Source organism: Candidatus Syntrophocurvum alkaliphilum, assembly GCF_009734445.1.
Lineage (GTDB): Bacteria > Bacillota > Syntrophomonadia > Syntrophomonadales > Syntrophomonadaceae > Syntrophocurvum > Syntrophocurvum alkaliphilum.
This window is the reverse complement of record NZ_CP046457.1, coordinates 945132-969818: the sequence shown is the minus strand read 5'-3', so window position 1 is coordinate 969818 and position 24687 is coordinate 945132. Positions and strand designations below refer to the sequence as shown.

The following is a 24687-nucleotide window of genomic DNA, read 5'->3' as shown; positions in this document are numbered from 1 at the left end:
AATAACCGTTTAGGTTTTGCAAGGAGAGGAAGAATTTTCCTTCGCCAATCGTTCTTATGAATAGATTAGCACTGGGATATCTTAAATAAAATAAAAAAATATGTTTAGGCCATTTCAAAAGTGGAACTAAACATATTATACGAGGAGGTATGTTATGAAAAATTTAGGACTAAAGGAACGTCTGCTATTTTTTAGTATAGCAGTAGTGCTTACAATTGCTATAGGAATGTTTATTATGAGCAGTAATGCAATTCAATCAATATTAGTTGAGGATAAATTAAATTCCGATAGCAACATAGGACTTACTTTAGCAGATGTTATGTATCCGGGTGAGTGGGAAGTACGAGATGGACAGCTTTATAAAGGAGAACATCTGATTAACAATGATACTGAATTAGTAGATAGCCTAAGAGATGCGACGGGCTCTTTGGCAACTGTTTTTTTAGATGATACTAGAATATCTACAAATGTTATGGAAAATGGAAACAGAGCTGTTGGCACCCAAGTTTCATCAGAAGTAGCACAAAGTGTATTAGTTGATGGAGAAACTTTTGTTGGTGAAGCCGATATACTTGGTGAATCTCATTTTACAATCTACACTCCCATTGAAGATACATATGGAAATATTATTGGAATGTGGTTTGTGGGAATTAGCAATGATGAAATACGTTCAGTAGCATTTTCAGCCCAAAGAGATATAGGTATATTTTTAGCAATTATATTTGTTATAGTTGTTGTAGGTGTCTATATAGTTACAATAAAACTTGGCAAGATAATTGATAACATTGTGGGATATACTGAAGAAGTATCTAATTTAAACCTCAAAGCAGAAATACCTCCTGAATATTTAGAAAGAAAAGATGAAATAGGAAAAATTGCAAATGCGATTGAAAAAATTACTTCAAATATAGGAAGAACTATAAAGAATGTATCAAAAGCTTCTGAGCAAGTAGCAACAAGCTCAGAGGAAATGACTGCAACTAGTGATCAAACATCTACAACAGCAAATGAAGTGGCTAGAAGCATAGAAGAAATGGCAAAAGGAGCTGGTGATCAAGCTAAAAGTACTGAGCAAGGGGCTGTTAAAATTGATGAACTAGGTAATATAATGGATAAAGAACAAGAATATGTTCAAGTAGTAAACCAAACGGTTGATGAAGTAAATAAACTAAAAGACGAAGGATTTGAAACACTTGAAACTCTAGTACTTAAAGCAAACCAAAACAATGAAGCAGCAGATGAAATATATGATGTAATACAAGAAACTAATACTAGTGCAGAAGGAATTAAAACAGCTAGTGAAGTTATAAAAAGTATAGCTGATCAAACAAATCTTCTAGCTCTAAATGCAGCAATTGAGGCAGCACGAGCAGGTGAACATGGTAAGGGTTTTGCGGTAGTTGCTGAAGAAGTAAGAAAACTAGCCGAACAATCTAATGACTCTATACAAGAGATAGAATCAATAATAAATGATCTTTCTAGTAAAACAAACAAAGCAGTAAAAACTGTAGAAGGAGTTAAAACTATAGTTGATGAGCAAACTGCTAGTGTAACTGATACCAAAGGCAAATTTGAAGGTATTGCTGGGGCTATAGAAAACACTCAAGAAGCTATAGAAAGACTAAATGCATCAGGAGTAGAAATGGAGCAAAAGAAAAACGAAATTATAGAAGTAATCCAAAGCTTATCAGCTATAGCACAAGAGAATGCAGCAGGTACAGAAGAAGCTGCAGCATCTATAGAGGAGCAAACAGCCTCAATTCAAGAAATTGCAAATGCAGCACAGGGCCTTGCTAAATTAGCAGAAGATATGCAAGAACAAATTAAAAAGTTTAAATATTAATATTTATATGGAATGAAAGAGTATAAGAGAATGTACTAGATATCATATCTAAAAAGTATAACAAACATTAACCTAAGATGAAGCAGCCAAGATATCTGCAAAATGCAATTGAAGTAAAAGAAAAATTAAAAGGAAGACTAGTTAAGTAATTATCCAATCCTAAAAAAACTAGTCTTCCTTTATTCTTTTGGGAAACCCCCTTGCATTCAGCGGCTTTATCCTTTTTAGCAAGTAAGCATAAATATCATAACCAATTATTAGTAAAATTATGCTAAACATCTAATAAAAACATAGTAACTTAAATTTCATTTACGGAATTATGGATACTCCCTTGTTTTAGGTGTTTTTTTTTCATCTATAATTGTTTCAGTAAAAACTTTTACTAATAAAGGATCAAATTGTGTTCCAGAATTTTTTGTTATTTCTTGAATAGCTTTTTTACAACTCATTGCTTTTCGATAAGCACGGTCATTAGTCATGGCATCATAAGCATCCACTATTGCCAAAATTCTCGATTCTAGAGGGATTGATAATCCCTTTAAACCTTGTGGGTAACCTTTACCATCAAATCTTTCGTGTGCAATATGAGAAAATTCTGGTGTAACTTCAGCTATCCGGTGTCCTATTTCAGTATGCTTTTTCATTTCAAAGCATTCTTTTTTATTTAATCTTCCAGGTTTATTTAATATAGAATCAGAAATGGCTATTTTCCCGATATCGTGCATTAAAGATAATACTTTCAAATTTTCTATAATATGATTATGCATAAGAGTCACCTTCTGCATGAATACTATTAGTAATATCACCTAAAAATTCTATTGGCAAAATAGCTAAAAGAACCGCAATAACATTATTACTTTCATCTCTTATTGGACTAGCAACTGGTATAACTATTGAATTCATCAATTCTGCTTACAATTGGGTCTGCATAATTAGATTCACCTCTAAGTGCAATTTGAAAATAATCCCTATCTGCTATATCTGCAGTTGTATCATCGTTAAATCTTGCTATACCATCAGCTGTTACTACTCCGAGTTGTGCTAATTGGTGACGCTCTACTTCCTCTTGCAATAACGGCTGTTGAACATCCCAATCCATGCTTCTTATTCTAACCAAAGAAGCAGTTTGTTCTACTGTTACTACATGCTTCTCCATGCCAGTAGATATGATTTGAGACACAAGCTGAGACTTAACCATAACATCCTCTTCAGCATCAGAAACTAAAGTATCAGAAACATTAATATAAACTATTAATATTAAACTAAGGCACATTACAGCCAAAAGTGAACCAAAATAAAGCATTAACTTATAAGATAGGCGTTTCAATTTCTAACCTCCTGTCACACAAAAGATTCTTCACAAACCTCTCTATTAATAACTAAACTTCCTACATTTAATAGTAGAATTAACCGGTCATTTATTTTGCCAATACCATGTAAATAATTAGATGTTTCATCATCAAAGATATCAGGAATGTGTTCGATGTTAGCTTCATGTAAACGTAAGACCTCAGTTACTTCATCGACTATTACTCCAGTAATTAAGTCATCATATTGAAAAACTACAATTCTAGATTGTTCTGAAAAATTATTACTAGGTATATTAAATAAATGTCTTACATTAATTACAGGTATTATTTTATTACGCAAGTTAATTATGCCTTCTATTGAATCTGTAGCATCTGGTAGTGGAGTAATATTATTCAGTCTAATAATTTCACTAACATCTTCAATTGGAATACCTAATTCATACTTTAGATCATTATCTAACAAGTAGAAAATTACATATAGTTTTTCCAATTATGCCCCTCCTTTCCACTAACAGGGATTTAATGCCATGATATGCAGTTTATACATTAAGTGTTATTTATTATTTAATCTTTTTCGTGAAGCAGATGCGAAAGGCAAAGCTCTATGATTATAAAATTTGCATTTAAGGTTACAGAGTAGTTAGAAGTGAATATATCAAAGGAACCGTTTTTTTTGATATATTTCAGAAAATAGAAAAACCTGTCAAGCTTGACAGGTGATAATTCTAAGATGGTGAGCCATCCAGGATTCGAACCTGGGACACCCTGATTAAAAGTCAGGTGCTCTGCCAACTGAGCTAATGGCCCAATTAAAAATTTTTGTGAACGAATGTTATTATAACTTTTTATATTGATAAAAATCAAGAGAAAAATATAAAAAAGAGGCTAATTAGCCTCATGAAAATTTATTTTTGGCTGGGATGGCTGGATTCGAACCAACGCATGACGGAGTCAAAGTCCGTTGCCTTACCACTTGGCTACATCCCATCGTTTACAATATAAGTTTGTGTAAATTGTTATTAATTATGCTAGAAAAATTTAATTTTTAAGGATAATATTAGATTAAAGAATTGTAATTTGAATTGGAAAAAACAAAATAGCATAATATATAAACATTATTTAAGAAATGATATTCTAAGTGTAGGGAAATATTTAAGAGGAAAAATTATTTTAAATAAGGAGGTATCTGCTATGGATTTTATGAAAAAAGCACTGTATCTAGGTATAGGAGCAATAACACTTACCAAGGAAAAAGCTGAGAAACTTATAAATGATTTGGTAGAAAAAGGTGAAATGAATAGAGATGAAGCTAAACAGTTTGTTGATGAAATGTTGAAAAAAGGTGAAGAAGAAAAAAAAGAATTACGTACGATTATAAATAACGAAATAAATAATGTTAAAAATGAAACTGGTATAATTACTCGTACAGATTTAGAAAAATTAGAAAAGCGTATTGCTGAAATTGAAAGTAAATTAAATTAAAAATCATATACTGCCGGATTTATCCGGCAGTATTTTATACACAAAATGTTTGGTGGGGGAGAAGTACATGAAAAAGCGTTTCTCGCATTTTAATAATTTTCCTCGGTATAAAGAAGTTGTAAGTATTTTTGCAAAACATGGCTTTGGATTTTTGTTTGAAAAATATAATATTAGAATACCTTTTACTAAGAAAAAGCAAGAATTAAATGAATATGATAGTACGATGCCTAAAAGGCTTAGACTAGCTATTGAAGAATTAGGACCTACATTTATTAAATTAGGACAATTATTAAGTGTTCGGCCAGATATACTCAATCAAGAATTTATAAAAGAACTTGAAAACCTGCAAAATAATGTTCCACCATTTTCTTTTGAAAAAGTTATTAATACTTTTATTCATGAGGATATTAATATTGCAGAATGTTTTAGTTACATTAATCCAGAACCAATGGCAGCAGCTTCAATAGCTCAAGTACATGAAGCGGAGTTAAAGGATGGAAGTAAAGTTGTTATAAAAGTTCAACGACCAGATATTGACAAAGTCGTAGAAACTGATTTAACAATTCTTGAACATATTGCTGACTTAATAGAAAGAAGAACGAGCTGGGGAAGTATATATAAAATTTCTGATATTATAAAAGAGTTATCTGAAGCTTTAAGGAACGAACTTGATTTTTACAAAGAAGCTAGAAATGCTGACATTTTCTATAACAATTTTAAAAATGATGAAGATGTTATTATACCAAAAGTCTATTGGGAGTTTTCGGGCAAGAAAATACTGACATTAGAATATGTTGAAGGTATAAAAATATCAAATTTTATTGAATTAAAAAAAGCAAATTATGATACTAATAACATAGTGAAAAACTTAGTAGAAGCTTTATTTAAACAAATATATGAACAAGGGTTTTTTCATGCGGACCCACATCCAGGTAATATGGCTGTAGCAAACGGAGAAAAAATAATATTTTATGATTTTGGACAAGTTGGAACTATAGATGAAGTTTTAAAAGAAAAGTGTATGGATTTAGTTATGGGAATGATACGATATGATGTAAATGCTGTGGTTAGGGCACTATTAGCATTAGGAATATCAGATCATTATATAAATAGAGAGGAACTAAAAAGGGATGTTTCGCGATTACAGCAAAAATACTATGGACTTCCATTATCTGAAATAAAAATTGGTGAAGCTTTAGGTGAGCTTATAGAGCTTTCAGTAAAGTATAAGGTAAGAGTACCATCTGAATTATCACTTATGGTTAAAATGCTTATGACCATTGAGAGCATTGTTTCACAACTTGATCCTTTAATAAGCATGGTAGACATAGCAGAACCATATGGAAGAAGAATTATAATTAAACGTTATTCACCTGAAAATTTAAAAACTGATATACAGGAAATACTTCTTGATTATACAACTATGATAAAAGTATTACCTCGTGAATTAGAAAACATTTTAGATGTAATTAGTGAAGGTGAGCTAAAAATTAAAATGGAACATGCTAATTTGCAAAAGCTCACATCAAAATTGGATATAATGTCTAATCGTTTATCACTTGCAATAATTGTTGCTAGTATAATAGTAGGCACATCTTTAATGGCTGATCAAAGTGTTACAAATATATTTGCTAGAATTCCTTTAGTAGAAGTAGGTTTTGCTACTGCTATGATATTAGGATTATTTCTTGCTTATTCTATTTTAAGAAGTGGTAGATATTAACATATTGACATAAACGTATCCCTCCTAAAATATAAATTTGGTAAAGAGTTTAGGAGGGATTAATTATGCTTTCTATTAAAAATAAAATTAAAGTCCTTATATGTTGTATTATATTTATATTTATTATTTTTATACCAAATGAAGTTTCTGCAAATACTGATAAACCAATAAATAATGTATTTTTAATAAGTGTTGATGGCTTGAATTATGAAGGATATGTTAGTATGTCAACACCTAATATTGATTATTTTGCTCAAACAGGAGCATTTGATGAAAAAGCAATGGCTGTTCGTGCAGATACTTTAGAAGCTGGAGAGGCATCCCTATTAACAGGAGTATTTCCAAATCACCACAAGCATTTAACAGCAAATGATAAGGTTGAGGTAGAATCATTACTAGATGTTTTAAAAAAGAACCAAAAGTCAATTATGATTGTAGATGGTTCTGGTGGAAAACTAAAATCTTTTGATCATGGTCACAAAAAATACATTGAACTTGATGAATCTGCGTCTAATAAAGAAGTACTAGACACTCTCTATGATAATTTTGTGAAAGAGAAAACATTTTTTAACTATGCATATCTTAGTGGGTGCAAAGAGGCTTTATTAAAAGTTGATCAAGATGAGTATTATGAAGAATGGAAAGATTTAGATAATCAATTAGCCGTTTTTTTAAAACGCTTAAAAGATGGTGGTTATTATTCAAAATCACTAATAATATTAACTTCTTCTAGGAGCTCATCTCCAAGTGATTACGTGCCATTAATTATAGTGGGACCAAATACTAAAAGTAATACCAAAATTGAAGGATCATTAATAATTGATGTTGCACCAACTATAGCCAGTTATATTGGTTTAGAAAAACCTTATAATTCACGAGGTATTGCTTTATATAATACCTATGTTGTATCAGAAGATACTCAAAAAGAAGTTAATTCAAAATGGATAGAACAGTTGCAACAAGATAGGATAAATAACTGGGTACAATATTATAAAATTGCAGATGAACTAGACAGAACAATTAGACAATTAAATTCAATAAAAGAAGAAAAAGAAAGCATATTTGATTTTTTTGGTGAAAAGGAACAGACTATTGCAAAATTAAAAGCCCAAATATGGACTGAAAGAGGCATTTTTGCTTTTGTTATTTTGGTGATGGGTATTGGATATCTAATTGAATATAAATGGTTAAAAAGAAAGTTTTTATTATTTAAATAACAGATATGTCAAGGCAGGGAAACATGATGTTTCTAGTCTGCCTTGTTGTTTTTAGACATGAATTTTTTTTAACAAGCTGTCTACAACTTTCTTAAAGTGAATTATTTTCATTCGCTCATCTTCATTAGCGAAGTTATGTGCTTCCAAATCGTGTTGAGCAATTAACATAGCATTAAATAGTTTTTCATGGAGGGTCATTTCTTTTGATTTAAAATAAGTTTCTACTCTCTTTGCAACTTTTTCTTCCTCAAACGATAATTTACCTGCTGTAAACATATAAAGCACCTCCAAATAAAATTCTAGAGTAATAATATGCATTAATTTGAAAAATAGTTCTTGAAAAACTTTACTTTTGTAGATAATATTTTTAATAACTTGACTGTTTCTTCTGATAGTGATAGGATAATACAAATCTTAAATGTAAAACGATGAACAGACTAGTAATCATAGGAACTGTTTCCAGAGAGCTGGGGTAGCTGAAAACCGGCAACAGTACTTTGATGAATGCCACCTGTGAGTGCCGGTGAATAAGCCGGACGGTAACCAGCCGTTATTGGTTTAAGTTGGGCATTGTTCAATTAGGGTGGTACCGCGGGAATAACTCTCGTCCCTTTAGGGATAGAGAGTTTTTTTATATTTAATAGCATAAAGGAGGTAGCCTAATGGAATTAGAAAAAGAAATACTAAAATTAATTGAAAACAATAGTCAACTAACAGCGAAGAATCTTGCGATAATGCTTGATGAGAGTGAAGAAAAAATTAATTTTATTATTAAGCAACTTGAGCAAGATAAAGTGATACTTGGTTATAATACTATAATTAATTGGGAAAAAGTTGATGGCGAAGGGGTCACTGCTATGATTGATGTTAAAGTTATTCCACAAAGAGAAGTTGGATTTAACAGCATAGCAGAAAGAATTTATCGCTTTCCCGAAGTGAGAAGTGTAAATTTGATGAGTGGAACTTACGATCTTTCTGTAGTTGTTTTCGGAGAAAATATGAAAGATGTAGCAAATTTTGTTTCTCAAAAATTATCAACACTTGAACATGTTCAAAGTACAGTAACTCATTTTATTTTAAAAACTTATAAAAAAGATGGTTATCTTTTTGATGAACCAGAAGAAGATAAAAGGTTGGTGGTTAGCCCATGAGCAGTATGCAAAAATATATTTCTAATACCGTTAAATCAATACCTCCATCAGGAATACGCAAGTTTTTTGACTTAGTCTCTCAAACAGAAGGAGTTATTTCATTAGGTGTTGGTGAACCAGATTATGCTACACCTTGGCATATTAGAGAAGCTTGTTTTCACTCTTTAGAGCAAGGTTATACAATGTATACTTCTAATAGTGGATTACTTGAGCTAAGAGAAGAAATAGCAAAATATATGAAAAAGGGCATAGGAATAGAATATAATCCAGAAGATGAAATTTTAGTTACAGTAGGTGTAAGCGAAGGTGTTGATATTGCTCTTCGCAGTTTAATTGAGCCTGGTGATGAGGTTTTAATACCTGACCCATCTTATGTGTGTTATGGCCCTGGTGCTTCATTATCTTATGGCGAACCGGTTAGCTTACCTACTTATGATGAAGATGAATATAGATTAAGGCCAGATGTATTGGAAAGTAAAATTACAGACAAAAGTAAAGTTTTAATTTTAGGTTATCCTAACAATCCGACTGGTGGAATTATGCATAAAGAAGACCTTGAAGCTTTAGTAGATATTATTGTGAAAAATGATTTAATAGTAATATCAGATGAGATATACTCAGAATTAACATATAATGGCAAACATGTGTCCATAGCATCATTACCTGGAATGCAAGAGAGAACTGTTGTCTTAAATGGTTTTTCAAAAGCATATGCTATGACGGGATGGCGAATTGGTTATGCTTGTGGACATCCAGACATAATTGGAGCAATGACCAAAATACATCAATATACAATTATGTGTGCCCCAATAATGGCTCAAAAAGCTGCATTAGAAGCTTTGCGTCATGGTGAAGGGGAAATGAGGAAAATGGTTGAAGATTACAACTATCGTAGAAAAATCATTGTGTCCGAATTTAATGAAATGGGGTTAACATGTTTTGAACCTAAGGGTGCATTCTATTGTTTTCCTTCAATACAAAAAACTGGAATGACCAGTGAAGAATTTTGCGAAAAATTGTTAATAGAGGAACAAGTTGCTGTTGTACCGGGTAATGCATTTGGAGAGAGTGGCGAAGGTTTTATAAGATGCTGTTATGCCGCTAGTGTGTCAAACATAGAACAAGCTCTAGAAAGAATGTCCAATTTTTGCATTCGACATATAAAGTAAAAAATCACAAAAAACTAATCGAGCATGAAAAAATAATCTCGAATACTCATGAATTAAACGGTAATTATACGATAATTAATTAAAGGAATTTAATATTAATAATTGAACCTCCTTAAGAAGAAGAAAAAACTTAAGGGGGTTTTTTTATGATGGGGGATATTACAGCAGAAGACATTCAATTATTAAATAGTTATCACACACTTAGTCCAACTGGACAAAAGGAACTAAAAGATTACACAAGGTATCTTTTGTGCAAACAATATAAAAGAGAGGTAATGCATGCTGTTTTTCAAAACCAAATAATACATAATTTAATACGTCATTTACTTTATATAGTAGAAAGAGAAGAATTTGATATTAGTCAAGTAGAGAAAAGAGTAGGTCAAATTAAAGAAATCTATTATGGTGTTTTTGAACAGGTTCATAATAAGTATTCTGAATTAATAGAGGATTTAGATAGTCATGAGTTAGTAAAAGAGTTTGGTAGAAATAGTTTTTTTAATATTAAACGAGCAATAGATATTAAAAATTGCCACCTAATTAGGTTAGAAGTAGTTGATTTTTCAGAAGGCTTTAATAAATTTGCAAAAAATAAGGACGCTAGAAAAATAGTTGCTGTATAATTGTAGGTAACAAATTAAATGGAGGCCTACATTTATGAAAATAAAATTTTATGGAGCAGCTAAAACAGTTACTGGTTCTTTTTTTGTTATTGAAACAAAGGATATAAAATTTGGTGTTGATTGTGGCCTATTTCAAGGTTCAAAAGAAATAAAAGAACGTAATTATCAAGATTTTATAATTAATCCAAAAACTTTAGATTTTTTAATCTTAAGCCATGCTCATATTGATCACTCAGGTTTAATCCCTAAATTATGCAAACAAGGCTTTACAGGACCAATATATTGTAGTCATGCTACTGAGGATTTAGTATCGGTTATGCTTCCTGATTCAGGATATATTCAAGAAATGGAAGTTCAAAGAAAAAACCGCAAATTAAAAAGAGCAGGTAAATTACTTTTAGAGCCAATATATACTGCTGATGATGCAAGAAAATGCCTTGCTCAGTTTAGATCATTGAGTTTAGATGAATCAATACAAGTATCTGATAACATAGAGATGCGCTTGAGAGATGCGGGGCATATATTAGGTTCTAGCATTATTGAGTTATGGATAGAAGAAGAAGAAAAGAAAACAAAAATCGTATTTACTGGTGATTTAGGAAATAACAACCAACCCATTGTTAAGGATCCAACTATTATAGAAAACGCTGATTATGTTGTAGTAGAATCAACTTATGGCAACCGGTTACACAAAGGCAATTACTCAAGGGTTGATAATTTAATAGAGGTTATAGATTATACTATGCAAAAAGGTGGGAATTTAATAATTCCTGCATTTGCAGTTGAGAGAACACAAGACCTGTTATATGATTTAAATCATTTATATAAAAAAGGTCAACTAAACCCAAATATTGACATATGTGTAGATAGCCCATTAGCAATTGCAGCTACACAAATTTTTCAAAAAAGTATTGAGTATTATGATGATAGTACTCGACAGTTATTAGAAAGCGGAAATCATCCATTAAAAACACCTAATCTTAAATTTACTAAAACAACAGAAGAATCGATGCAGCTTAATAATATAGAAAAAAATGCAATTATTATTTCGGCAAGTGGAATGTGTGAAGCAGGACGTATAAAACATCATTTAAAGCATAATCTTTGGCGTCCAGAATCAACTATTTTATTTGTAGGTTTTCAAGCACAGGGTACATTAGGTAGAAAAATTGTTGATGGAGAAAAATTAGTCAGAATTCATGGTGAAAATGTAGCGGTAAAGGCTGATATTTTTAGTTTAGAAGCGTATTCAGCACATGCTGATAAGGCTGGAATTTTAGCTTGGCTTAAAAACTTTAGAGTCCCACCACATGCTGTTTTCCTAGTTCATGGAGAGGAAAATAGTCAAATAGCACTTGCAGATCTAATTAAAAGTGAAATAAACACATGTGTATATATCCCAGATTGGCTTGATGAATATGAATTAAATACTAAAGATAAAATTAGACCATATGATCAAAACATTGATAGAGCTATTGAAGCTGAAAAGCTTTATTTAGATATTAAGTTGAAACTACACAATTTATATAAATCAGGTTGGGAAAATTCATCTTATAACGAATTAATAGAAACACTTAAAAAAATAGATTCAACTATAAAATAAATTTTTCTAAAATAATGATTCCTTATTATATGGCAATTCAAACCAGTCAAGTCTTAAATTTTACCTGTTTTGAATTATTAGACCACTACGTTTAAAAATAAGAAGAATATTGTATTATTAATAATCTTTTTTAAATAATACTTTAATTTATATGTTTGTTGTTATAAATAACTAAATGCTATAATTTCTTTACTTTGTTTTTGGAGGCTAGATAATATATGCACTCTACTTCAGCTTTACTAGAAATATTCCGTTGGGGCTATGCTCATGTACCTGGGGTATTATTTACTTATTCGAAAGAATTAGACTTAGATATGGAAGATATAGGAGTTTTAGCTGCGATTTTATATGCACATGAAGTGAAGTCTAAACCATTATTTGAAAGAGGTATTACAACAGGTCAAATTCTTCAATGTTGTCCTACTTTAACAAAAAACAAACTATCTAGAAGATTATTAAAATTTAGTAATCAGAATATAATAGATATTATAGAAGAAGGTTCGAAAAACTTTACAGATAAAAAAGTACAATTAGAGCCTTTATTAGAAAAATTAGAAGAAATAATAACTAGGGATCACCCCCAATTATCTTTTGTTCAAAATGAAAAGACTAAAGATGATGAAAAAATAGAATATTTAGAAAAAATTAAGCAATTAGAAAACGAGCTTGAAGAAGAAAGAAACAAAAAAATTGCTTATACAGAAACATTAGGTAATTCAGATAATAATTATAAAAAAGTTGCTGATTTCATATCTAAAAAGACTGGCAATCTAATGAGTGTTAAAATGAGCAATGAATTAAAAAAATGGTTACAAGAAATGTCACTTACCCCTGAATACCTTTTATGTATGTTAGAACTATGTTTTGAAAGAGAAATTTATAATCCCAAAGAAATTACTAATATAGCAAAGGATTTAGTAGAATATTCAATACAAAGTGTAGAAGGATTAGAGCTTTATTTTAATAAATATGTTGATAATGAGAAAAATACAATTATACGTAATAACAAATTTGATCCTGATATACAAGAGTTTGGAAGCTTTACTGGTATCGATATGATAGCTGAAGCTAGAAAAAGAATTTACTATAAATGGCGATATGATTGGGGCTTTACACATTCCATGATAATGAAAGCTGGGGAAATAATGTGTCAGCGCACCAAAAATGGAGGTCTAGAATATATAGATAGTGTGTTAAACAACTGGTTGAAAAAAGAAATAAGATCTATTGAAGAAGCTGAAAAGGAGTTTCAAGATTTTAAAAATAAAAACAAACGTGAAAAATCATCTACTGCAAACATAAAAAAAGAAAACCAGAGAAGTAATAAGGATGAATATGAAATCTATGTTAAACCTGTACCTTTAGATGATATAAAAAGTAATGTATAATAAAACCGAGGTAAATAACCTCGGTTTTATTTTTGGGGATGGTGTTTTTTATGGCAGTTGAAGAGAGTTTAATTCAAGACTTTTTATATGATCTTGAGAGTGAACGTAGGGTTTTATCTTCAATGATTCACTCTGAAGAAGCATGTATAGAAGCATATAACAATTTGCAATCATTTGATTTTTACTCACCTAAACATACAACTATTTTTGAATTAATAAGCAGTTTATTTGAAAGAGAAACAAAACCAACATATGTAGAATTACTTAAAGAAGGTCATAGCTTAGGAATATTTACTAATCCAAGGGATATTGAAGAATTAAAATATATATCTGAGCATTATATTGATGATGAAAATATAAAATACTGGATTAAAAAAGTTAAGGATAAATCTAAATTAAGAAGGTTTGAGAGGTTTTTACGTAAAAGTTACCAAATTTTAAGTGAAGAGCAAGAACAAGATGTTGAACAATTATTAATGTCTGCAGAAGAAGAGTTGACAAATTTAACAGCTTTAGAAATTGATGATCATATTGATACACCGAGTGAATTAGCAAAATTAGGTTATGATGAGGTAGAAAAAAGGTTTATTAAATATAAAGAAATAAAAGAGTTAAATAAAGGTGTTTTGCCTTTAGAAGGCCTACCAACAGGGTTTGATAGTTTGAATAATATTACACTAGGTTATAAACAAGGTGACTTAATAATATTAGGTGCACAAACAGGGCATGGAAAAACAGCCTTTGCTTTACATACAGCTAAAGCTATAGCAGTTGAGTCACAACAGAATGTTCTTTATCTTAATACCGAAATGAGTAGAGAACAGATTGCGTTACGCTGGGGTTCTATTTTATCAAATATTGAACATGATCGTATTCGTAAAGGAGAAATTAATGAAACCGAACTTTCTAGGATTATTAATGCCTATTCTCGTCTTAGAGAAAGTGGTTTCTACTCATATCCTTGTCCTAATCTTACTCCGGAAAAAACGATATCAGTAGCACGCAAATTTAAAGCTCAAAAAGATATATCAATGATGATAATAGATTACATAGGTAGGATGGATAAACAAGATCCAAAATTACAAGAATGGCAAATATTAGAGCAAATAGTTAAAACTCAGAAGATGTTAGCACAAAACCTTAATATAACAGTTATGTGCTTAGTACAATTAAATCCTGATGGATCACTACAAGGAGCCAAAAGAATGAAAAACGAATGTGACCTTATGTTAAAACTAGGTCCTATTCCGAAAGAGGTTATAGAAGAAGATGAAGAACTACAAAAATATGTAAATCCGAACTATTTTATAACAATAGATAAAAATAGAGATGGAAGAAGTGGAGTAATGATACCAATTACTTTTGAATTACAAAAGCAAATTATGAGAGATGCAGAGAGGATAGCTTTGTAATGATACAAAACGAGCAAAAACTAATGAAATTATATGATGAGACTGCAAGCATGATAGCTCGCATTTATTATAAAGGTGCAATACAGGAAGAAGAGATGATTTTTTTATTAAATATCTTAGAAATAATAATACAAAAAGATAATGTAGAAATAATAGATGTTTTAAAAAAGTGGTGGCATACAGATCTAGATGATGAAACTAATGAAATAATTAAATCAACATTATTAAGTACTGATTTTAGAGATAAGGAGTCATACAGTATAAATATACAAATCATTAAAGAATTAATAGAAAAATAAAACAGGAAGGTGTAAGAAACAAATGGGCAATTATTGGTTTTATGAAAATCATACTGATGGCTATGGTGTTAATTGGAAAATAAAGAAAATAGTACATGAAGAAACTACAAAATTTCAAGATCTAGCAATAGTTGATACGGTTGAGTGGGGAAAAGCTCTTGTGCTAGATGGTATGTTCCAAACTACAGAAAAAGATGAATTTATTTATCATGAAATAATTACTCATGTAGTTATGAAAACCCATCCTAATCCACAAAAAGTATTGATAATTGGTGGTGGAGATGGCGGGGTATTAAGAGAAGTCTTAAAATATGATTCAGTAATTCATGTAGATATGGTAGAGATTGATGATAGGGTAGTTGAAAATAGCAAAGTGTTTTTTCCTCAAATTGCTAGTGGATTTGATGATTTTAGATCGAATTTACACACAAAAGATGGAATGCAATTTGTCAAGAATACTCTAAACAAATATGATGTAGCAATTGTTGATTCATCAGATCCTATTGGGCCAGCAGTTGGATTGTTTAGCAAAGAATTTTACAAAGACATAAGCAATTGTTTAAATGATGATGGTTTAGTAGTAGTACAATCAGAATCACCTATTTTTTATGAAGATATTTTTAAATCAGTTCATAAAAACATGTCAGCAATTTTTTCAAATGTATATGTTTATTTAGCTACTATTCCTACTTATGTTAGTGGCCCATGGTCATTTACTATTGGTTCAAAAAAGTATAATCCAGAAAATTTACCTAATGACAAGAACTATATATCTGGGTTAAAATACTATAGTGAGAGTGTGCATAAGGCAGCTTTTGCACTACCACCATTTATAAATCAAATGATTAGGTAGTATGGTAGGAATGTTTTTCTCGCAAGCGGCGTGCTAAAACTAAATAATTGTTGTATGGGAGGATGGGAATGTTTTTAAAAGTTGTTATGATATCGTTTTATATTGCTCTAATTGTAGGATTGAGTTTATATACTCGGAGCAAGACGAAAACAATTGATGATTTTGTAGTGGGTAATAGATCAGTAGGACCATGGATTTCTGCATTTTCTTTTGGTACTGCGTATTTTTCAGCTGTATTATTAATTGGTTTTGCTGGAAGTGTTGGTTGGAATTATGGTGTATCTGCATTATGGATTGCTTTAGGTAATTCTATACTTGGTACATACTTAGCTTGGAAAATATTGGCGCCTCGAACTAGAGAGATGACTAGCAGACTTAATGTTCTTACAATGCCTTCATTTCTTGAGGCTAGATATGGTTCAAGAAATATGAGGATATTTGCAAGTCTAGTCATATTTGTATTTTTTGTACCATATTCGGCATCTGTGTTTATGGGATTAAGTTATCTCTTTGAACAAATCTTTTCAATTCCTTATGTTATGGCATTAGTATTAATGACTTTATTAACAGCACTTTACCTTACTATAGGTGGATATATTGCTGTTACTTTAATAGATTTTATACAGGGATTAATAATGATCGTTGGTGTTGCACTAATGGTCTATTTTGTTGTGGGTTTTGAGGCAGTCGGAGGTTTTGCAACTGGTCTACAGTCATTAGGAGCTATTGACCCACAACTAGCAGCACCTGTAGGACCCCCAGGAATAATTGGTTTATTGTCATTATTAATATTAACGAGTCTAGGTACTTGGGGTTTACCACAAATGGTGCAAAAATTTTATGGTATTAAAAGTGAAGCAGTAATACCAAAAGCAACAGTAGTATCAACAATATTTGCTTTAATTATTACTGGAGGTGCTTATTTTGTAGGTTCGGTAGGTCGTTTGTTTTTTGATAGTGTTCCTTTATTAAATGGAGTACCAAATACAGACTTATTAGTACCTAATATATTAAGTACTACCTTACCTGAACTAGTTGCTGTGCTAATTTTGATATTAGTTTTATCTGCATCAATGTCAACATTATCATCATTAGTATTGGCCTCAAGTTCATCAGTTTCAATTGATTTACTTAAAGGTTCATTATTTAAAGATATGAGCGAAAAGAGTACAATGATTATAATGAGATTGTTATGTGTTGTTTTTGTAATGCTTTCACTTTGGATTGCCTTAAATCCACCTGCATTAATACTTACATTAATGGCTTTATCATGGGGGACAGTAGCAGGTACATTTTTGGCAGCATATATATATGGGCTATTTTGGGAAAAAACAACCAAAGCTGGAGCATGGGCAGGTATGCTTAGTGGGCTTGCGATTTCGGTTGGGGGATATTTAATAATAAGTAATCAACCTGCTTTTATTAATGGTGAAGTACTAACTTTATTAACTCAATGGGGAACCCCATTCTTTGGTTCTTTAGCTATGCTTATACCATTAGCTATAGTACCATTAGTAAGTTACTTTACACCTGATTATACAGAGGAACACTTAGATGAAGTATATAATAGAAAAAATGGAGAAATTGCCTATGAAAATGTTTCGGGATTTTAAATATAATGTAAAATAGATAGGGGAGTTAATTTATGGATATTTGGAACAGAGAATTTGAATGTATGCCACGTGAAGAATTAGAGTTGCTCCAGCTAGAAAAATTAAAAAATATATTACAACGTGCATATAATAATTCTAAACTTTATAAAGATAAATTTAATCAAGTAGGTTTCACACCACAAGATATTAGTAATTTGGAAGACTTGAATAAACTTCCTTTTACAGTAAAAGATGACTTTAGAGACAATTATCCATTTAATATGTTTTGTGTACCAATGAATGAAGTTGTTAGACTACATGCATCATCTGGTACTACTGGTAAACTTACTGTTATTGGATGTACAAAAAATGATTTACAAATATGGTCTGAACTTGTTGCAAGAATGGTTACAATGGCCGGGGTTAAATCATCAGATATTGCACAAGTTGCATTTGGGTACGGATTATTTACAGGTGCTCATGGTTTACATTATGGACTAGAAAAAGTTGGGGCTACAGTTATTCCTATTTCAGGAGGGAATTCTGAAAAACAATTAATGCTAATGAAGGACTTTAAAACTACAGTTTTAGTTAGCACTCCAACATATGCACTTCATCTTTCCGAAGTAGCTGAACAAATGGGAATAGACCCTAAAGCAGAATTAGATTTAAAAGTTGGTCTTTTTGGTGGAGAGGCATTTTCCGAAGAATATAGAAAGGAAATAGAAAATCGTTGGGGAATATTAGCTACAGATAACTATGGACTAAGTGAAATCGGTGGTCCTGGTTTCTCGGGTGAGTGTGAACATATATGTGGACAACATGTAGCTGAGGATCATTATATAGTTGAAATAATTGACCCTGAAACATTACAACCGGTTAAACCAGGTGAACAAGGTGAGGTGGTTATTACGACATTAACCAAGGAAGCTCTTCCTGTTATTAGATATCGAACAAAAGATATTAGCTCCTTAAAGTATGAACAGTGTGCTTGTGGAAGGACAACAGCTAGATTGAGTAAGATTACAGGGAGAACTGATGACATGTTAGTTATTAGAGGAGTAAATGTATTTCCATCACAAATAGAGAGTGTATTAGTAAATATTGAAGGGCTAGCCCCCCATTATCAAATAATAATTTATAAAAAAGGATTTTTAGATGATATAGAGATTAGAGTTGAAGTTTCTGAAAATATTTTTAGTGATAATTATAGACAGCTTGAAGCAGTTGAAGAAAGTTTAAAACAGCAACTAAATAATACATTATCAATTACACCAAAGATAAAATTAGTAGAGCCTAATAGTATAGAAAGATCTTCAGGAAAAGCGAAAAGAGTAATAGATTTAAGAAAATAAGGAGGTAAAAATTGTGAACGAATTTATCAAAAAAAAGGGCAGAAAAGAAATTTTTGACTTAAAACCTTATGTGCCAGGCAAGCCAATAGAGGAAGTAAAACGTGAACTAGGTATTGATGACATAATTAAATTAGCCTCTAATGAAAACCCAATTGGTCCATCTCCAAAAGGAGTTGAAGCAGTTGAAAAAGCACTTGCACAACTTCATTTTTACCCAGATAGTAATTGCTTTTATCTAAAAAATAGGCTTAGTGAAATATTAGGTTATGAGAATGAAAACTTAATAATAGGAAATGGTTCTGATGAAGTATTAAAGCTTATAGCAGAAACATTTATAAATCAAGGTGATGAAGTTGTATTTGCTGACCCATCTTTCGTAGAATATGAATTTACAGCTAAAATCATGGGAGCAGCGTGTATTAAAGTTAATTTAAAAGACTTTACTCATGACTTAGAAGCAATGTTACAAGCTATTACGGATAAAACCAAAATCGTATATATATGTAATCCAAACAATCCAACTGGTACTATAGTAACAGAACAGGAAATGGATTATTTTATGAATAATGTACCCGAAGATGTATTAGTAGTATTTGATGAAGCATATGTAGAATATGTTGAAGCAGAAAATTTCGCTAGTGGTTTAAAATATGTAGATCAAGGCAAAAATGCACTTGTTTTAAGAACTTTTTCTAAAATATATGGACTTGCAGCACTTAGGATAGGATACGCAATTACTACTAAAGAAATAGCTCAGGCAATAGAAAGAGTTATAGAACCGTTTAATGTAAATATGTTAGCACAAGTAGCAGCCTTAGCTGCTATTGATGATCATGAACATGTAAAAAAGAGCCAAAATTTAAACTCAGAGGGCAAACAATATCTATATAAAGAATTTAAAAATTTAGGCTTTGATTATGTTCCAACCGAAGCCAATTTTATTTTTGTTGATACGCATAAAGATATACAATTTATTTTTAATAAACTCCTTCAATTAGGCGTTATAATTAGAACAGGAGATATATTCGGTTACCCAACTTATATGCGATTAACTATTGGCACCAAACAAGAAAATGAAAGACTTATAAATGCGCTAAAAGCTATATTGGAGGAATAATTAAGATTAAATGTATATAGCTAAAGCACATTATAAAGATAATAATGCGATAGATGAATTAACAGTTGCATTTAATTCATTAATAAATAAAACTGAAATGGAACCTGTTTTTATATGTATAGGTACAGACCGACATTTGTTAGATTGCTTTGGACCCTTGGTTGGGACAATGATAAGCTATGATTTTTCACAATTACATGTTTATGGAACCTTAGATCATCCTATTCATGCTGGCAATATTCGTGAAGAATTAGAAAAAATACGAAGTCTACATAAAAATAATTTAGAAATAGCAATTGACGCTAGTGTTGGTGGATCTGAAGAAATAGGTGTAATACAAATTAGAGAAGGTAGTCTTTTTCCGGGTAGAGCTTTAGCTAAAAGATTACCTACTGTTGGAGATATAGCTATAACAGGAACTGTAGCTGAACGTGTTATATCTAAAACACAAAAAAAACCTTATAGTAATGGGAGTTTAACTAATGTATATCATATGGCCAATGTTATATATCATGTAGTTGAGCAATGTGATATAGTAAATGTGTGATAATAAAAATAAATTGAGATTGTAGTGTTTTAATTAAACAAAGATAAGTTATTTTAAAAACCGCTGGTCTCTTGTCCTTAGGCGGATAAGAGACTTTTTATAATCAAGTTCAGGTAACAGAAACGAAAGGGGTTTGGAGAATTAATGAAAAAGTTAATGTTAGGCAATGAAGCAATAGCTCGTGGTGCTTATGAAGCAGGTGTAAGTGTAGCCGCAGCATATCCTGGGACACCTAGTAGTGAAATACTAAAAGAATTTGGCAAATATAAAGATGTTTATGCTGAATGGTCACCGAATGAAAAAGTTGCTTTAGAAGTTGGCTGTGGTGCATCTATCGGTGGAGCTAGAACATTAGTCACAATGAAACATGTTGGAGTAAATGTGGCTGCAGATCCCTTATATACTTTTGCATATACTGGAGTAACTGGTGGACTAGTTTTAATATCTGCTGATGATCCGGGTATGCATTCCTCTCAAAACGAGCAGGACAATCGTGGATATGGCAGATTTGCAAAACTTCCTGTAATAGAGCCTTCAGATGGACAAGAAGCAAAGGATTATACTAAATTAGCGTTTGATATAAGTGAAAAATATGATACTCCTGTTATGGTTAGGGTTACTACTAGATTATCTCATTCTCAAACATTAGTAGAAGATGGAGAATGCATTGAACCTGAAATTAAAGATTACCAAAAAAATGCAGCTAAATATGTAATGCTACCTGCTTATGCTCGTGCAAGACACGTAGAAGTTGAAAAAAGAATGCAGCTGTTAAAAGAATATGCTGAAACCTCTGAATTAAATAAAATTGAGTGGGCAAGCAAAGAAATAGGAATAATAACTAGTGGAATAGCTTATCAGTATGTTAAAGAAGCTATGCCAGAAGCATCAGTATTAAAACTAGGTATAGTTCATCCATTACCTAAAGATCTAATTCGTACATTTGCAGAGCAGGTTGAAACTCTAATTGTTGTTGAAGAACTAGAACCTGTATTTGAAGAACAAATTAAATCATGGGGAATTGATGTTAAAGGCAAAGAATACTTTTCAGTATTAGGAGAATATAGTCCAGAACTTATTGAAGAAAGATTAAAAAACAAAGAATTAGATAATACCTTGAATTTACAAAATGAAATACCACCTAGACCTCCATTAATGTGTCCTGGATGTCCTCATAGAGGAGTATTCTATACACTAAAAAGAATGAAAGTTACGGTTATGGGTGATATTGGTTGTTACACTCTAGGAGCATTAAGTCCACTTGATGGAATGGATGCTTGTATTTGTATGGGTGCAAGTATTGGTACTGCATTAGGTATGGAAAAAGCGAGAGGAAAAGATTTTACTAAAAAACTTGTATCTGTAATTGGAGATTCAACCTTTGTTCACTCAGGTATTACTTCATTAGTAGATGTTGTATATAATCAAGGAAGTTCTACAGTACTAATCTTAGATAATGATACAACAGCAATGACTGGACACCAGGATCACCCTGCAACAGGTATAACACTCCAAAACAAGCCGACTAAAAAGCTTGATTTAGAGCTACTAGTAAAAGCGGTCGGAATAGAAAATGTTCAAGTGGTAGATCCACTTAATCTAGATGACCTTAAAAAAGCCTTAGAAGACGAATTAAATCGAGACGAACCTTCCGTAATTATTACTAAAAGGCCGTGTGCATTAATAGATAATACACTAAGTAAAGAAAAATATTATGTAGATATAGAAGAATGTAATGGTTGTAAGGTTTGTACTAGAATTGGTTGTACAGGAATTTACTATATAGAAGATGATAAAAAAGCTGCAATAAGCAATACTTGTGTAGGTTGCGGATTATGTCCACAAGTATGTAAATTTGATGCCATTAAGAAAGTGGAGGGATAATAGATGCAAAAACAAATAAAAGATATTCTTATTGTGGGAGTTGGAGGACAAGGTACTCTTTTAACAAGTAGAATTTTAGCTCAAGTTGCTGTTCAGATGGGGCAGGATGTTAAAGTATCAGAAGTACATGGGATGGCCCAAAGAGGCGGAAGTGTGGTTACTCAAGTGCGTTATGGTGAAAAAGTATATTCACCTATTATAAAAAAAGGTGATGCAGATATTATCCTTGCATTTGAAAAAATTGAAGCAGCTCGTTGGCTAGGGTTTTTAAAACCAGATGGAAAAGTAATAATAAATGACGATAGAGTAGATCCATTGCCAGTAATGAGTGGTAAAGCAAAATATCCTATAAATATAACCGATAAAATAAGTCAATTAGTTCCAGATACCCAAATAGTAGATGCTACATCATTAGCAATAGAATGTGGAAATATTAAATCTGCTAATGTTGTTTTAGTAGGTATGCTGAGTGATGCAATAGGCTTACCACCTGAAGAGGTTGAAAAAGCTATTAAAAAAATGGTACCTGAAAAAGCTTTAGATGTAAACTTAAAGGCTTTTGAAGAAGGACGTAAACTATTATCTAATGCCAGCTAGGCAAGTGGTATAAAAAGGGAAATTATAATATAATTGTGGGAGCGAAATAAATTTCGCTCCTATTTTATTTCTAGGAGGAATCTGTTTGCATAGTGTAATTGATGGCATAACACATAGAGGAGAAGGGGTTGCTAGAATAAATAAAAAAGCAGTTTTTGTACCATTTACAATTCCTGGAGAAGAAATAAATATTCATATAACATCGGAAAATAAAAGATTTTCTCGAGGAAGAATTAAAACCATAAAAAAGGTCAGTGAAGATAGAGTAGAACCTTTATGTCCTCATTTTTATACATGTGGTGGTTGTGTCTATCAGCATGTGAATTATGATAGAGAACTAAAGCTAAAACAAAAAGTAGTAGAAGATAATATTAAACGAATAGGTAAACTAGACATACCTGTTAACCCTATAATAGGTTTAGAAAATCCTTGGAGATACAGAAACAAAATAACATGGCATCTATTTAAAAATACTCACTATGAGCTTGGATACTATCGTTATGATGATAATCATTTATTTCCTGTACAAACCTGTAAACTTATACCAGAAATAATAGAGACAATAAGTAATAAAACTAAAATGATATTAAATAAATTTATAGTAGAAGGTTGTACTGAAATAATTGTTAGGTGTACTAGTCTAGGTGACAAAATGCTTATTTTCTATGGAGAAGAACTAGTGACTTTACCTAAAGATCTAATTGCTTACCTTAAAGATTATACTGATTCAATATATTTGGTTAATAAACAAACTGAACAATTATTAGAAGGTAAAAAAACAATTAGAGAAAAGGTTAGCAATATTAATTACGATATATCGCCATTATCTTTCTTCCAAGTAAATCATATACAAACAGAGAGGTTATTTACTTTAGTAAAAGAATTAGGTGAGTTTAAAAAAGAAGAAACCGTCTTAGATGCTTACTGTGGTATAGGTGCTATATCTTTATATATAGCCGATTCAGTTGAAAAAGTAATAGGAATTGAATCATATGAAAAAGCAGTAATAGATGCTAGGCACAATGCTAAGCTAAACAATATAAAAAACTGCACATTCATAGCTGGAGATGTAGAAAAGGTATTGCCTAAATTAAATGAAAAATATGATACAGTTATCGTTGATCCACCTAGGGCGGGATGTGATAAAGAAATGCTTAACACATTATGTGAGTTGCAACCAAATAAAATCATATACGTATCTTGTAACCCGTCAACACTTGCTAGGGATTTAGCTGTAATTAATAATAATGGTTATAACCCAAAAATTATTCAACCAATTGATATGTTTCCGCAAACGCACCACGTTGAGTGTGTCGTGTTGATAGAGAGGGAGTAGGCTATATCTAGGCTTTGGGGCAATTTGCCCCTTTTTTTGTTTTCTGAATTTATGTAGTTAGTCTTGTTTGAGAGAACATATTTTAGACCCCGGGGGTACATAATTACGCGAAAATGGAATTTATGTGGAAATATATGGAGGGTTTTGCGTATTTGTGTAGAAGGATAATGGAAAACAGGTAGAGAT

General features: G+C 31.3%; 24 protein-coding genes, 2 tRNA genes and 1 other annotated feature. Of the genes, 19 read left to right on the top strand and 7 right to left on the bottom strand.

The window, feature by feature from the left end:
* Nucleotides 1–154 precede the first annotated feature (154 nt).
* Nucleotides 155–1843, top strand: coding sequence for a methyl-accepting chemotaxis protein (locus SYNTR_RS04765; protein WP_156203453.1), 1689 nt, complete (start codon nucleotides 155–157; stop codon nucleotides 1841–1843).
* Nucleotides 1844–2160: 317 nt separating this feature from the next.
* Here SYNTR_RS04765 and SYNTR_RS04760 read toward each other — a convergent pair whose 3' ends face one another.
* The 6 genes from SYNTR_RS04760 to SYNTR_RS04735 form a co-directional block, all read right to left on the bottom strand.
* Nucleotides 2161–2610: an HD-GYP domain-containing protein gene (locus SYNTR_RS04760; protein ID WP_243140236.1), complete on the bottom strand. Its 450-nt coding sequence runs from the start codon at nucleotides 2608–2610 to the stop codon at nucleotides 2161–2163.
* The gene (locus SYNTR_RS04755) at nucleotides 2603–2749 is read right to left on the bottom strand and encodes a hypothetical protein (RefSeq protein ID WP_156203451.1); all 147 of its coding nucleotides are present in this window, start codon (nucleotides 2747–2749) and stop codon (nucleotides 2603–2605) included. The genes SYNTR_RS04760 and SYNTR_RS04755 overlap by 8 nt, the downstream gene beginning before the upstream one ends.
* Nucleotides 2718–3170 (bottom strand): PDC sensor domain-containing protein, encoded by a 453-nt coding sequence (locus SYNTR_RS04750; protein ID WP_156203450.1) that lies wholly within the window; start codon nucleotides 3168–3170, stop codon nucleotides 2718–2720. The genes SYNTR_RS04755 and SYNTR_RS04750 overlap by 32 nt, the downstream gene beginning before the upstream one ends.
* Before the next feature lie 14 nt (nucleotides 3171–3184).
* Complete coding sequence (locus SYNTR_RS04745) at nucleotides 3185–3643, bottom strand: chemotaxis protein CheW (RefSeq protein ID WP_156203449.1); 459 nt, start codon at nucleotides 3641–3643, stop codon at nucleotides 3185–3187.
* Between the two features lie 241 nt (nucleotides 3644–3884).
* Nucleotides 3885–3960, bottom strand: a tRNA-Lys gene (locus SYNTR_RS04740).
* 105 nt (nucleotides 3961–4065) lie between these two features.
* A tRNA-Gln gene (locus SYNTR_RS04735) sits at nucleotides 4066–4140 on the bottom strand.
* Between the two features lie 204 nt (nucleotides 4141–4344).
* Between SYNTR_RS04735 and SYNTR_RS04730 the strand changes: the two genes are divergently transcribed.
* From SYNTR_RS04730 to SYNTR_RS04720, 3 genes are all read left to right on the top strand, one after another.
* Nucleotides 4345–4635, top strand: a complete 291-nt coding sequence (locus SYNTR_RS04730; RefSeq protein ID WP_156203448.1) for a phasin family protein — start codon at nucleotides 4345–4347, stop codon at nucleotides 4633–4635.
* A gap of 67 nt (nucleotides 4636–4702) precedes the next feature.
* The gene (locus tag SYNTR_RS04725) at nucleotides 4703–6358 is read left to right on the top strand and encodes an ABC1 kinase family protein (RefSeq protein ID WP_156203447.1); all 1656 of its coding nucleotides are present in this window, start codon (nucleotides 4703–4705) and stop codon (nucleotides 6356–6358) included.
* A 65-nt stretch (nucleotides 6359–6423) separates the two neighbouring features.
* Nucleotides 6424–7575, top strand: a complete 1152-nt coding sequence (locus SYNTR_RS04720; RefSeq protein ID WP_156203446.1) for an alkaline phosphatase family protein — start codon at nucleotides 6424–6426, stop codon at nucleotides 7573–7575.
* A gap of 51 nt (nucleotides 7576–7626) precedes the next feature.
* On the opposite strand, the gene SYNTR_RS04715 is transcribed toward SYNTR_RS04720, so the two are convergent.
* Nucleotides 7627–7851: a hypothetical protein gene (locus SYNTR_RS04715; protein ID WP_156203445.1), complete on the bottom strand. Its 225-nt coding sequence runs from the start codon at nucleotides 7849–7851 to the stop codon at nucleotides 7627–7629.
* 143 nt (nucleotides 7852–7994) lie between these two features.
* Nucleotides 7995–8190: a binding site (T-box leader), on the top strand.
* 47 nt (nucleotides 8191–8237) lie between these two features.
* Here SYNTR_RS04715 and SYNTR_RS04710 point away from each other — a divergent pair.
* The 15 genes from SYNTR_RS04710 (at nucleotide 8238) to rlmD (ending at nucleotide 24501) form a co-directional block, all read left to right on the top strand.
* Nucleotides 8238–8726: an Lrp/AsnC family transcriptional regulator gene (locus tag SYNTR_RS04710; protein WP_156203444.1), complete on the top strand. Its 489-nt coding sequence runs from the start codon at nucleotides 8238–8240 to the stop codon at nucleotides 8724–8726.
* Nucleotides 8723–9895, top strand: coding sequence for an aminotransferase class I/II-fold pyridoxal phosphate-dependent enzyme (locus tag SYNTR_RS04705; protein ID WP_156203443.1), 1173 nt, complete (start codon nucleotides 8723–8725; stop codon nucleotides 9893–9895). Before SYNTR_RS04710 ends, SYNTR_RS04705 begins: the two co-directional genes overlap by 4 nt.
* 146 nt (nucleotides 9896–10041) lie before the next feature.
* Nucleotides 10042–10518, top strand: a complete 477-nt coding sequence (locus tag SYNTR_RS04700) for a hypothetical protein (protein WP_156203442.1) — start codon at nucleotides 10042–10044, stop codon at nucleotides 10516–10518.
* A 34-nt stretch (nucleotides 10519–10552) separates the two neighbouring features.
* On the top strand, nucleotides 10553–12121 hold the full coding sequence (locus SYNTR_RS04695; RefSeq protein WP_156203441.1) for an MBL fold metallo-hydrolase RNA specificity domain-containing protein: 1569 nt from the start codon (nucleotides 10553–10555) through the stop codon (nucleotides 12119–12121).
* A gap of 218 nt (nucleotides 12122–12339) precedes the next feature.
* Nucleotides 12340–13509, top strand: coding sequence for a DnaD domain-containing protein (locus SYNTR_RS04690; RefSeq protein WP_156203440.1), 1170 nt, complete (start codon nucleotides 12340–12342; stop codon nucleotides 13507–13509).
* A 50-nt stretch (nucleotides 13510–13559) separates the two neighbouring features.
* Nucleotides 13560–14921: a replicative DNA helicase gene (locus SYNTR_RS04685; RefSeq protein WP_156203439.1), complete on the top strand. Its 1362-nt coding sequence runs from the start codon at nucleotides 13560–13562 to the stop codon at nucleotides 14919–14921.
* Complete coding sequence (locus SYNTR_RS04680; protein ID WP_156203438.1) at nucleotides 14921–15220, top strand: hypothetical protein; 300 nt, start codon at nucleotides 14921–14923, stop codon at nucleotides 15218–15220. The genes SYNTR_RS04685 and SYNTR_RS04680 overlap by 1 nt, the downstream gene beginning before the upstream one ends.
* Nucleotides 15221–15242: 22 nt before the next feature.
* Entirely contained in the window at nucleotides 15243–16073 is an 831-nt protein-coding gene (speE, locus tag SYNTR_RS04675; RefSeq protein WP_156203437.1) for a polyamine aminopropyltransferase, read from the top strand.
* 68 nt (nucleotides 16074–16141) lie between these two features.
* Entirely contained in the window at nucleotides 16142–17686 is a 1545-nt protein-coding gene (locus SYNTR_RS04670; RefSeq protein WP_156203436.1) for a sodium:solute symporter family transporter, read from the top strand.
* A gap of 32 nt (nucleotides 17687–17718) precedes the next feature.
* Complete coding sequence (locus SYNTR_RS04665; protein ID WP_156203435.1) at nucleotides 17719–19020, top strand: phenylacetate--CoA ligase family protein; 1302 nt, start codon at nucleotides 17719–17721, stop codon at nucleotides 19018–19020.
* A 13-nt stretch (nucleotides 19021–19033) separates the two neighbouring features.
* Complete coding sequence (gene hisC / locus SYNTR_RS04660; protein WP_156203434.1) at nucleotides 19034–20137, top strand: histidinol-phosphate transaminase; 1104 nt, start codon at nucleotides 19034–19036, stop codon at nucleotides 20135–20137.
* Nucleotides 20138–20147: 10 nt separating this feature from the next.
* Nucleotides 20148–20684, top strand: a complete 537-nt coding sequence (yyaC, locus tag SYNTR_RS04655) for a spore protease YyaC (RefSeq protein WP_156203433.1) — start codon at nucleotides 20148–20150, stop codon at nucleotides 20682–20684.
* 144 nt (nucleotides 20685–20828) lie between these two features.
* Nucleotides 20829–22568 (top strand): indolepyruvate ferredoxin oxidoreductase subunit alpha, encoded by a 1740-nt coding sequence (gene iorA / locus SYNTR_RS04650; protein ID WP_156203432.1) that lies wholly within the window; start codon nucleotides 20829–20831, stop codon nucleotides 22566–22568.
* A 3-nt stretch (nucleotides 22569–22571) separates the two neighbouring features.
* A complete protein-coding gene (locus tag SYNTR_RS04645; protein WP_156203431.1) occupies nucleotides 22572–23165 on the top strand; it encodes an indolepyruvate oxidoreductase subunit beta in 594 nt (197 codons plus the stop codon).
* A gap of 85 nt (nucleotides 23166–23250) precedes the next feature.
* Nucleotides 23251–24501 carry a 23S rRNA (uracil(1939)-C(5))-methyltransferase RlmD gene (gene rlmD / locus SYNTR_RS04640; protein ID WP_156203430.1) on the top strand — a complete coding sequence of 417 codons (1251 nt, stop codon included), beginning with the start codon at nucleotides 23251–23253 and terminating at the stop codon, nucleotides 24499–24501.
* The last annotated feature ends 186 nt before the right edge of the window (nucleotides 24502–24687 follow it).

Excerpts from the sequence above, each read along its gene's own strand:
- SYNTR_RS04765 (WP_156203453.1), top strand. The coding sequence starts at position 155 with ATGAAAAATTTAGGACTAAAGGAACGTCTGCTATTTTTTAGTATAGCA.
- SYNTR_RS04760 (WP_243140236.1), bottom strand. The coding sequence starts at position 2,610 with ATGCATAATCATATTATAGAAAATTTGAAAGTATTATCTTTAATGCAC.
- SYNTR_RS04730 (WP_156203448.1), top strand. The coding sequence starts at position 4,345 with ATGGATTTTATGAAAAAAGCACTGTATCTAGGTATAGGAGCAATAACA.
- SYNTR_RS04725 (WP_156203447.1), top strand. The coding sequence starts at position 4,703 with ATGAAAAAGCGTTTCTCGCATTTTAATAATTTTCCTCGGTATAAAGAA.
- SYNTR_RS04720 (WP_156203446.1), top strand. The coding sequence starts at position 6,424 with ATGCTTTCTATTAAAAATAAAATTAAAGTCCTTATATGTTGTATTATA.
- SYNTR_RS04715 (WP_156203445.1), bottom strand. The coding sequence starts at position 7,851 with ATGTTTACAGCAGGTAAATTATCGTTTGAGGAAGAAAAAGTTGCAAAG.
- SYNTR_RS04710 (WP_156203444.1), top strand. The coding sequence starts at position 8,238 with ATGGAATTAGAAAAAGAAATACTAAAATTAATTGAAAACAATAGTCAA.
- SYNTR_RS04705 (WP_156203443.1), top strand. The coding sequence starts at position 8,723 with ATGAGCAGTATGCAAAAATATATTTCTAATACCGTTAAATCAATACCT.
- SYNTR_RS04700 (WP_156203442.1), top strand. The coding sequence starts at position 10,042 with ATGATGGGGGATATTACAGCAGAAGACATTCAATTATTAAATAGTTAT.
- SYNTR_RS04695 (WP_156203441.1), top strand. The coding sequence starts at position 10,553 with ATGAAAATAAAATTTTATGGAGCAGCTAAAACAGTTACTGGTTCTTTT.
- SYNTR_RS04690 (WP_156203440.1), top strand. The coding sequence starts at position 12,340 with ATGCACTCTACTTCAGCTTTACTAGAAATATTCCGTTGGGGCTATGCT.
- SYNTR_RS04685 (WP_156203439.1), top strand. The coding sequence starts at position 13,560 with ATGGCAGTTGAAGAGAGTTTAATTCAAGACTTTTTATATGATCTTGAG.
- SYNTR_RS04680 (WP_156203438.1), top strand. The coding sequence starts at position 14,921 with ATGATACAAAACGAGCAAAAACTAATGAAATTATATGATGAGACTGCA.
- speE (WP_156203437.1), top strand. The coding sequence starts at position 15,243 with ATGGGCAATTATTGGTTTTATGAAAATCATACTGATGGCTATGGTGTT.
- SYNTR_RS04670 (WP_156203436.1), top strand. The coding sequence starts at position 16,142 with ATGTTTTTAAAAGTTGTTATGATATCGTTTTATATTGCTCTAATTGTA.
- SYNTR_RS04665 (WP_156203435.1), top strand. The coding sequence starts at position 17,719 with ATGGATATTTGGAACAGAGAATTTGAATGTATGCCACGTGAAGAATTA.
- yyaC (WP_156203433.1), top strand. The coding sequence starts at position 20,148 with ATGTATATAGCTAAAGCACATTATAAAGATAATAATGCGATAGATGAA.
- iorA (WP_156203432.1), top strand. The coding sequence starts at position 20,829 with ATGAAAAAGTTAATGTTAGGCAATGAAGCAATAGCTCGTGGTGCTTAT.
- SYNTR_RS04645 (WP_156203431.1), top strand. The coding sequence starts at position 22,572 with ATGCAAAAACAAATAAAAGATATTCTTATTGTGGGAGTTGGAGGACAA.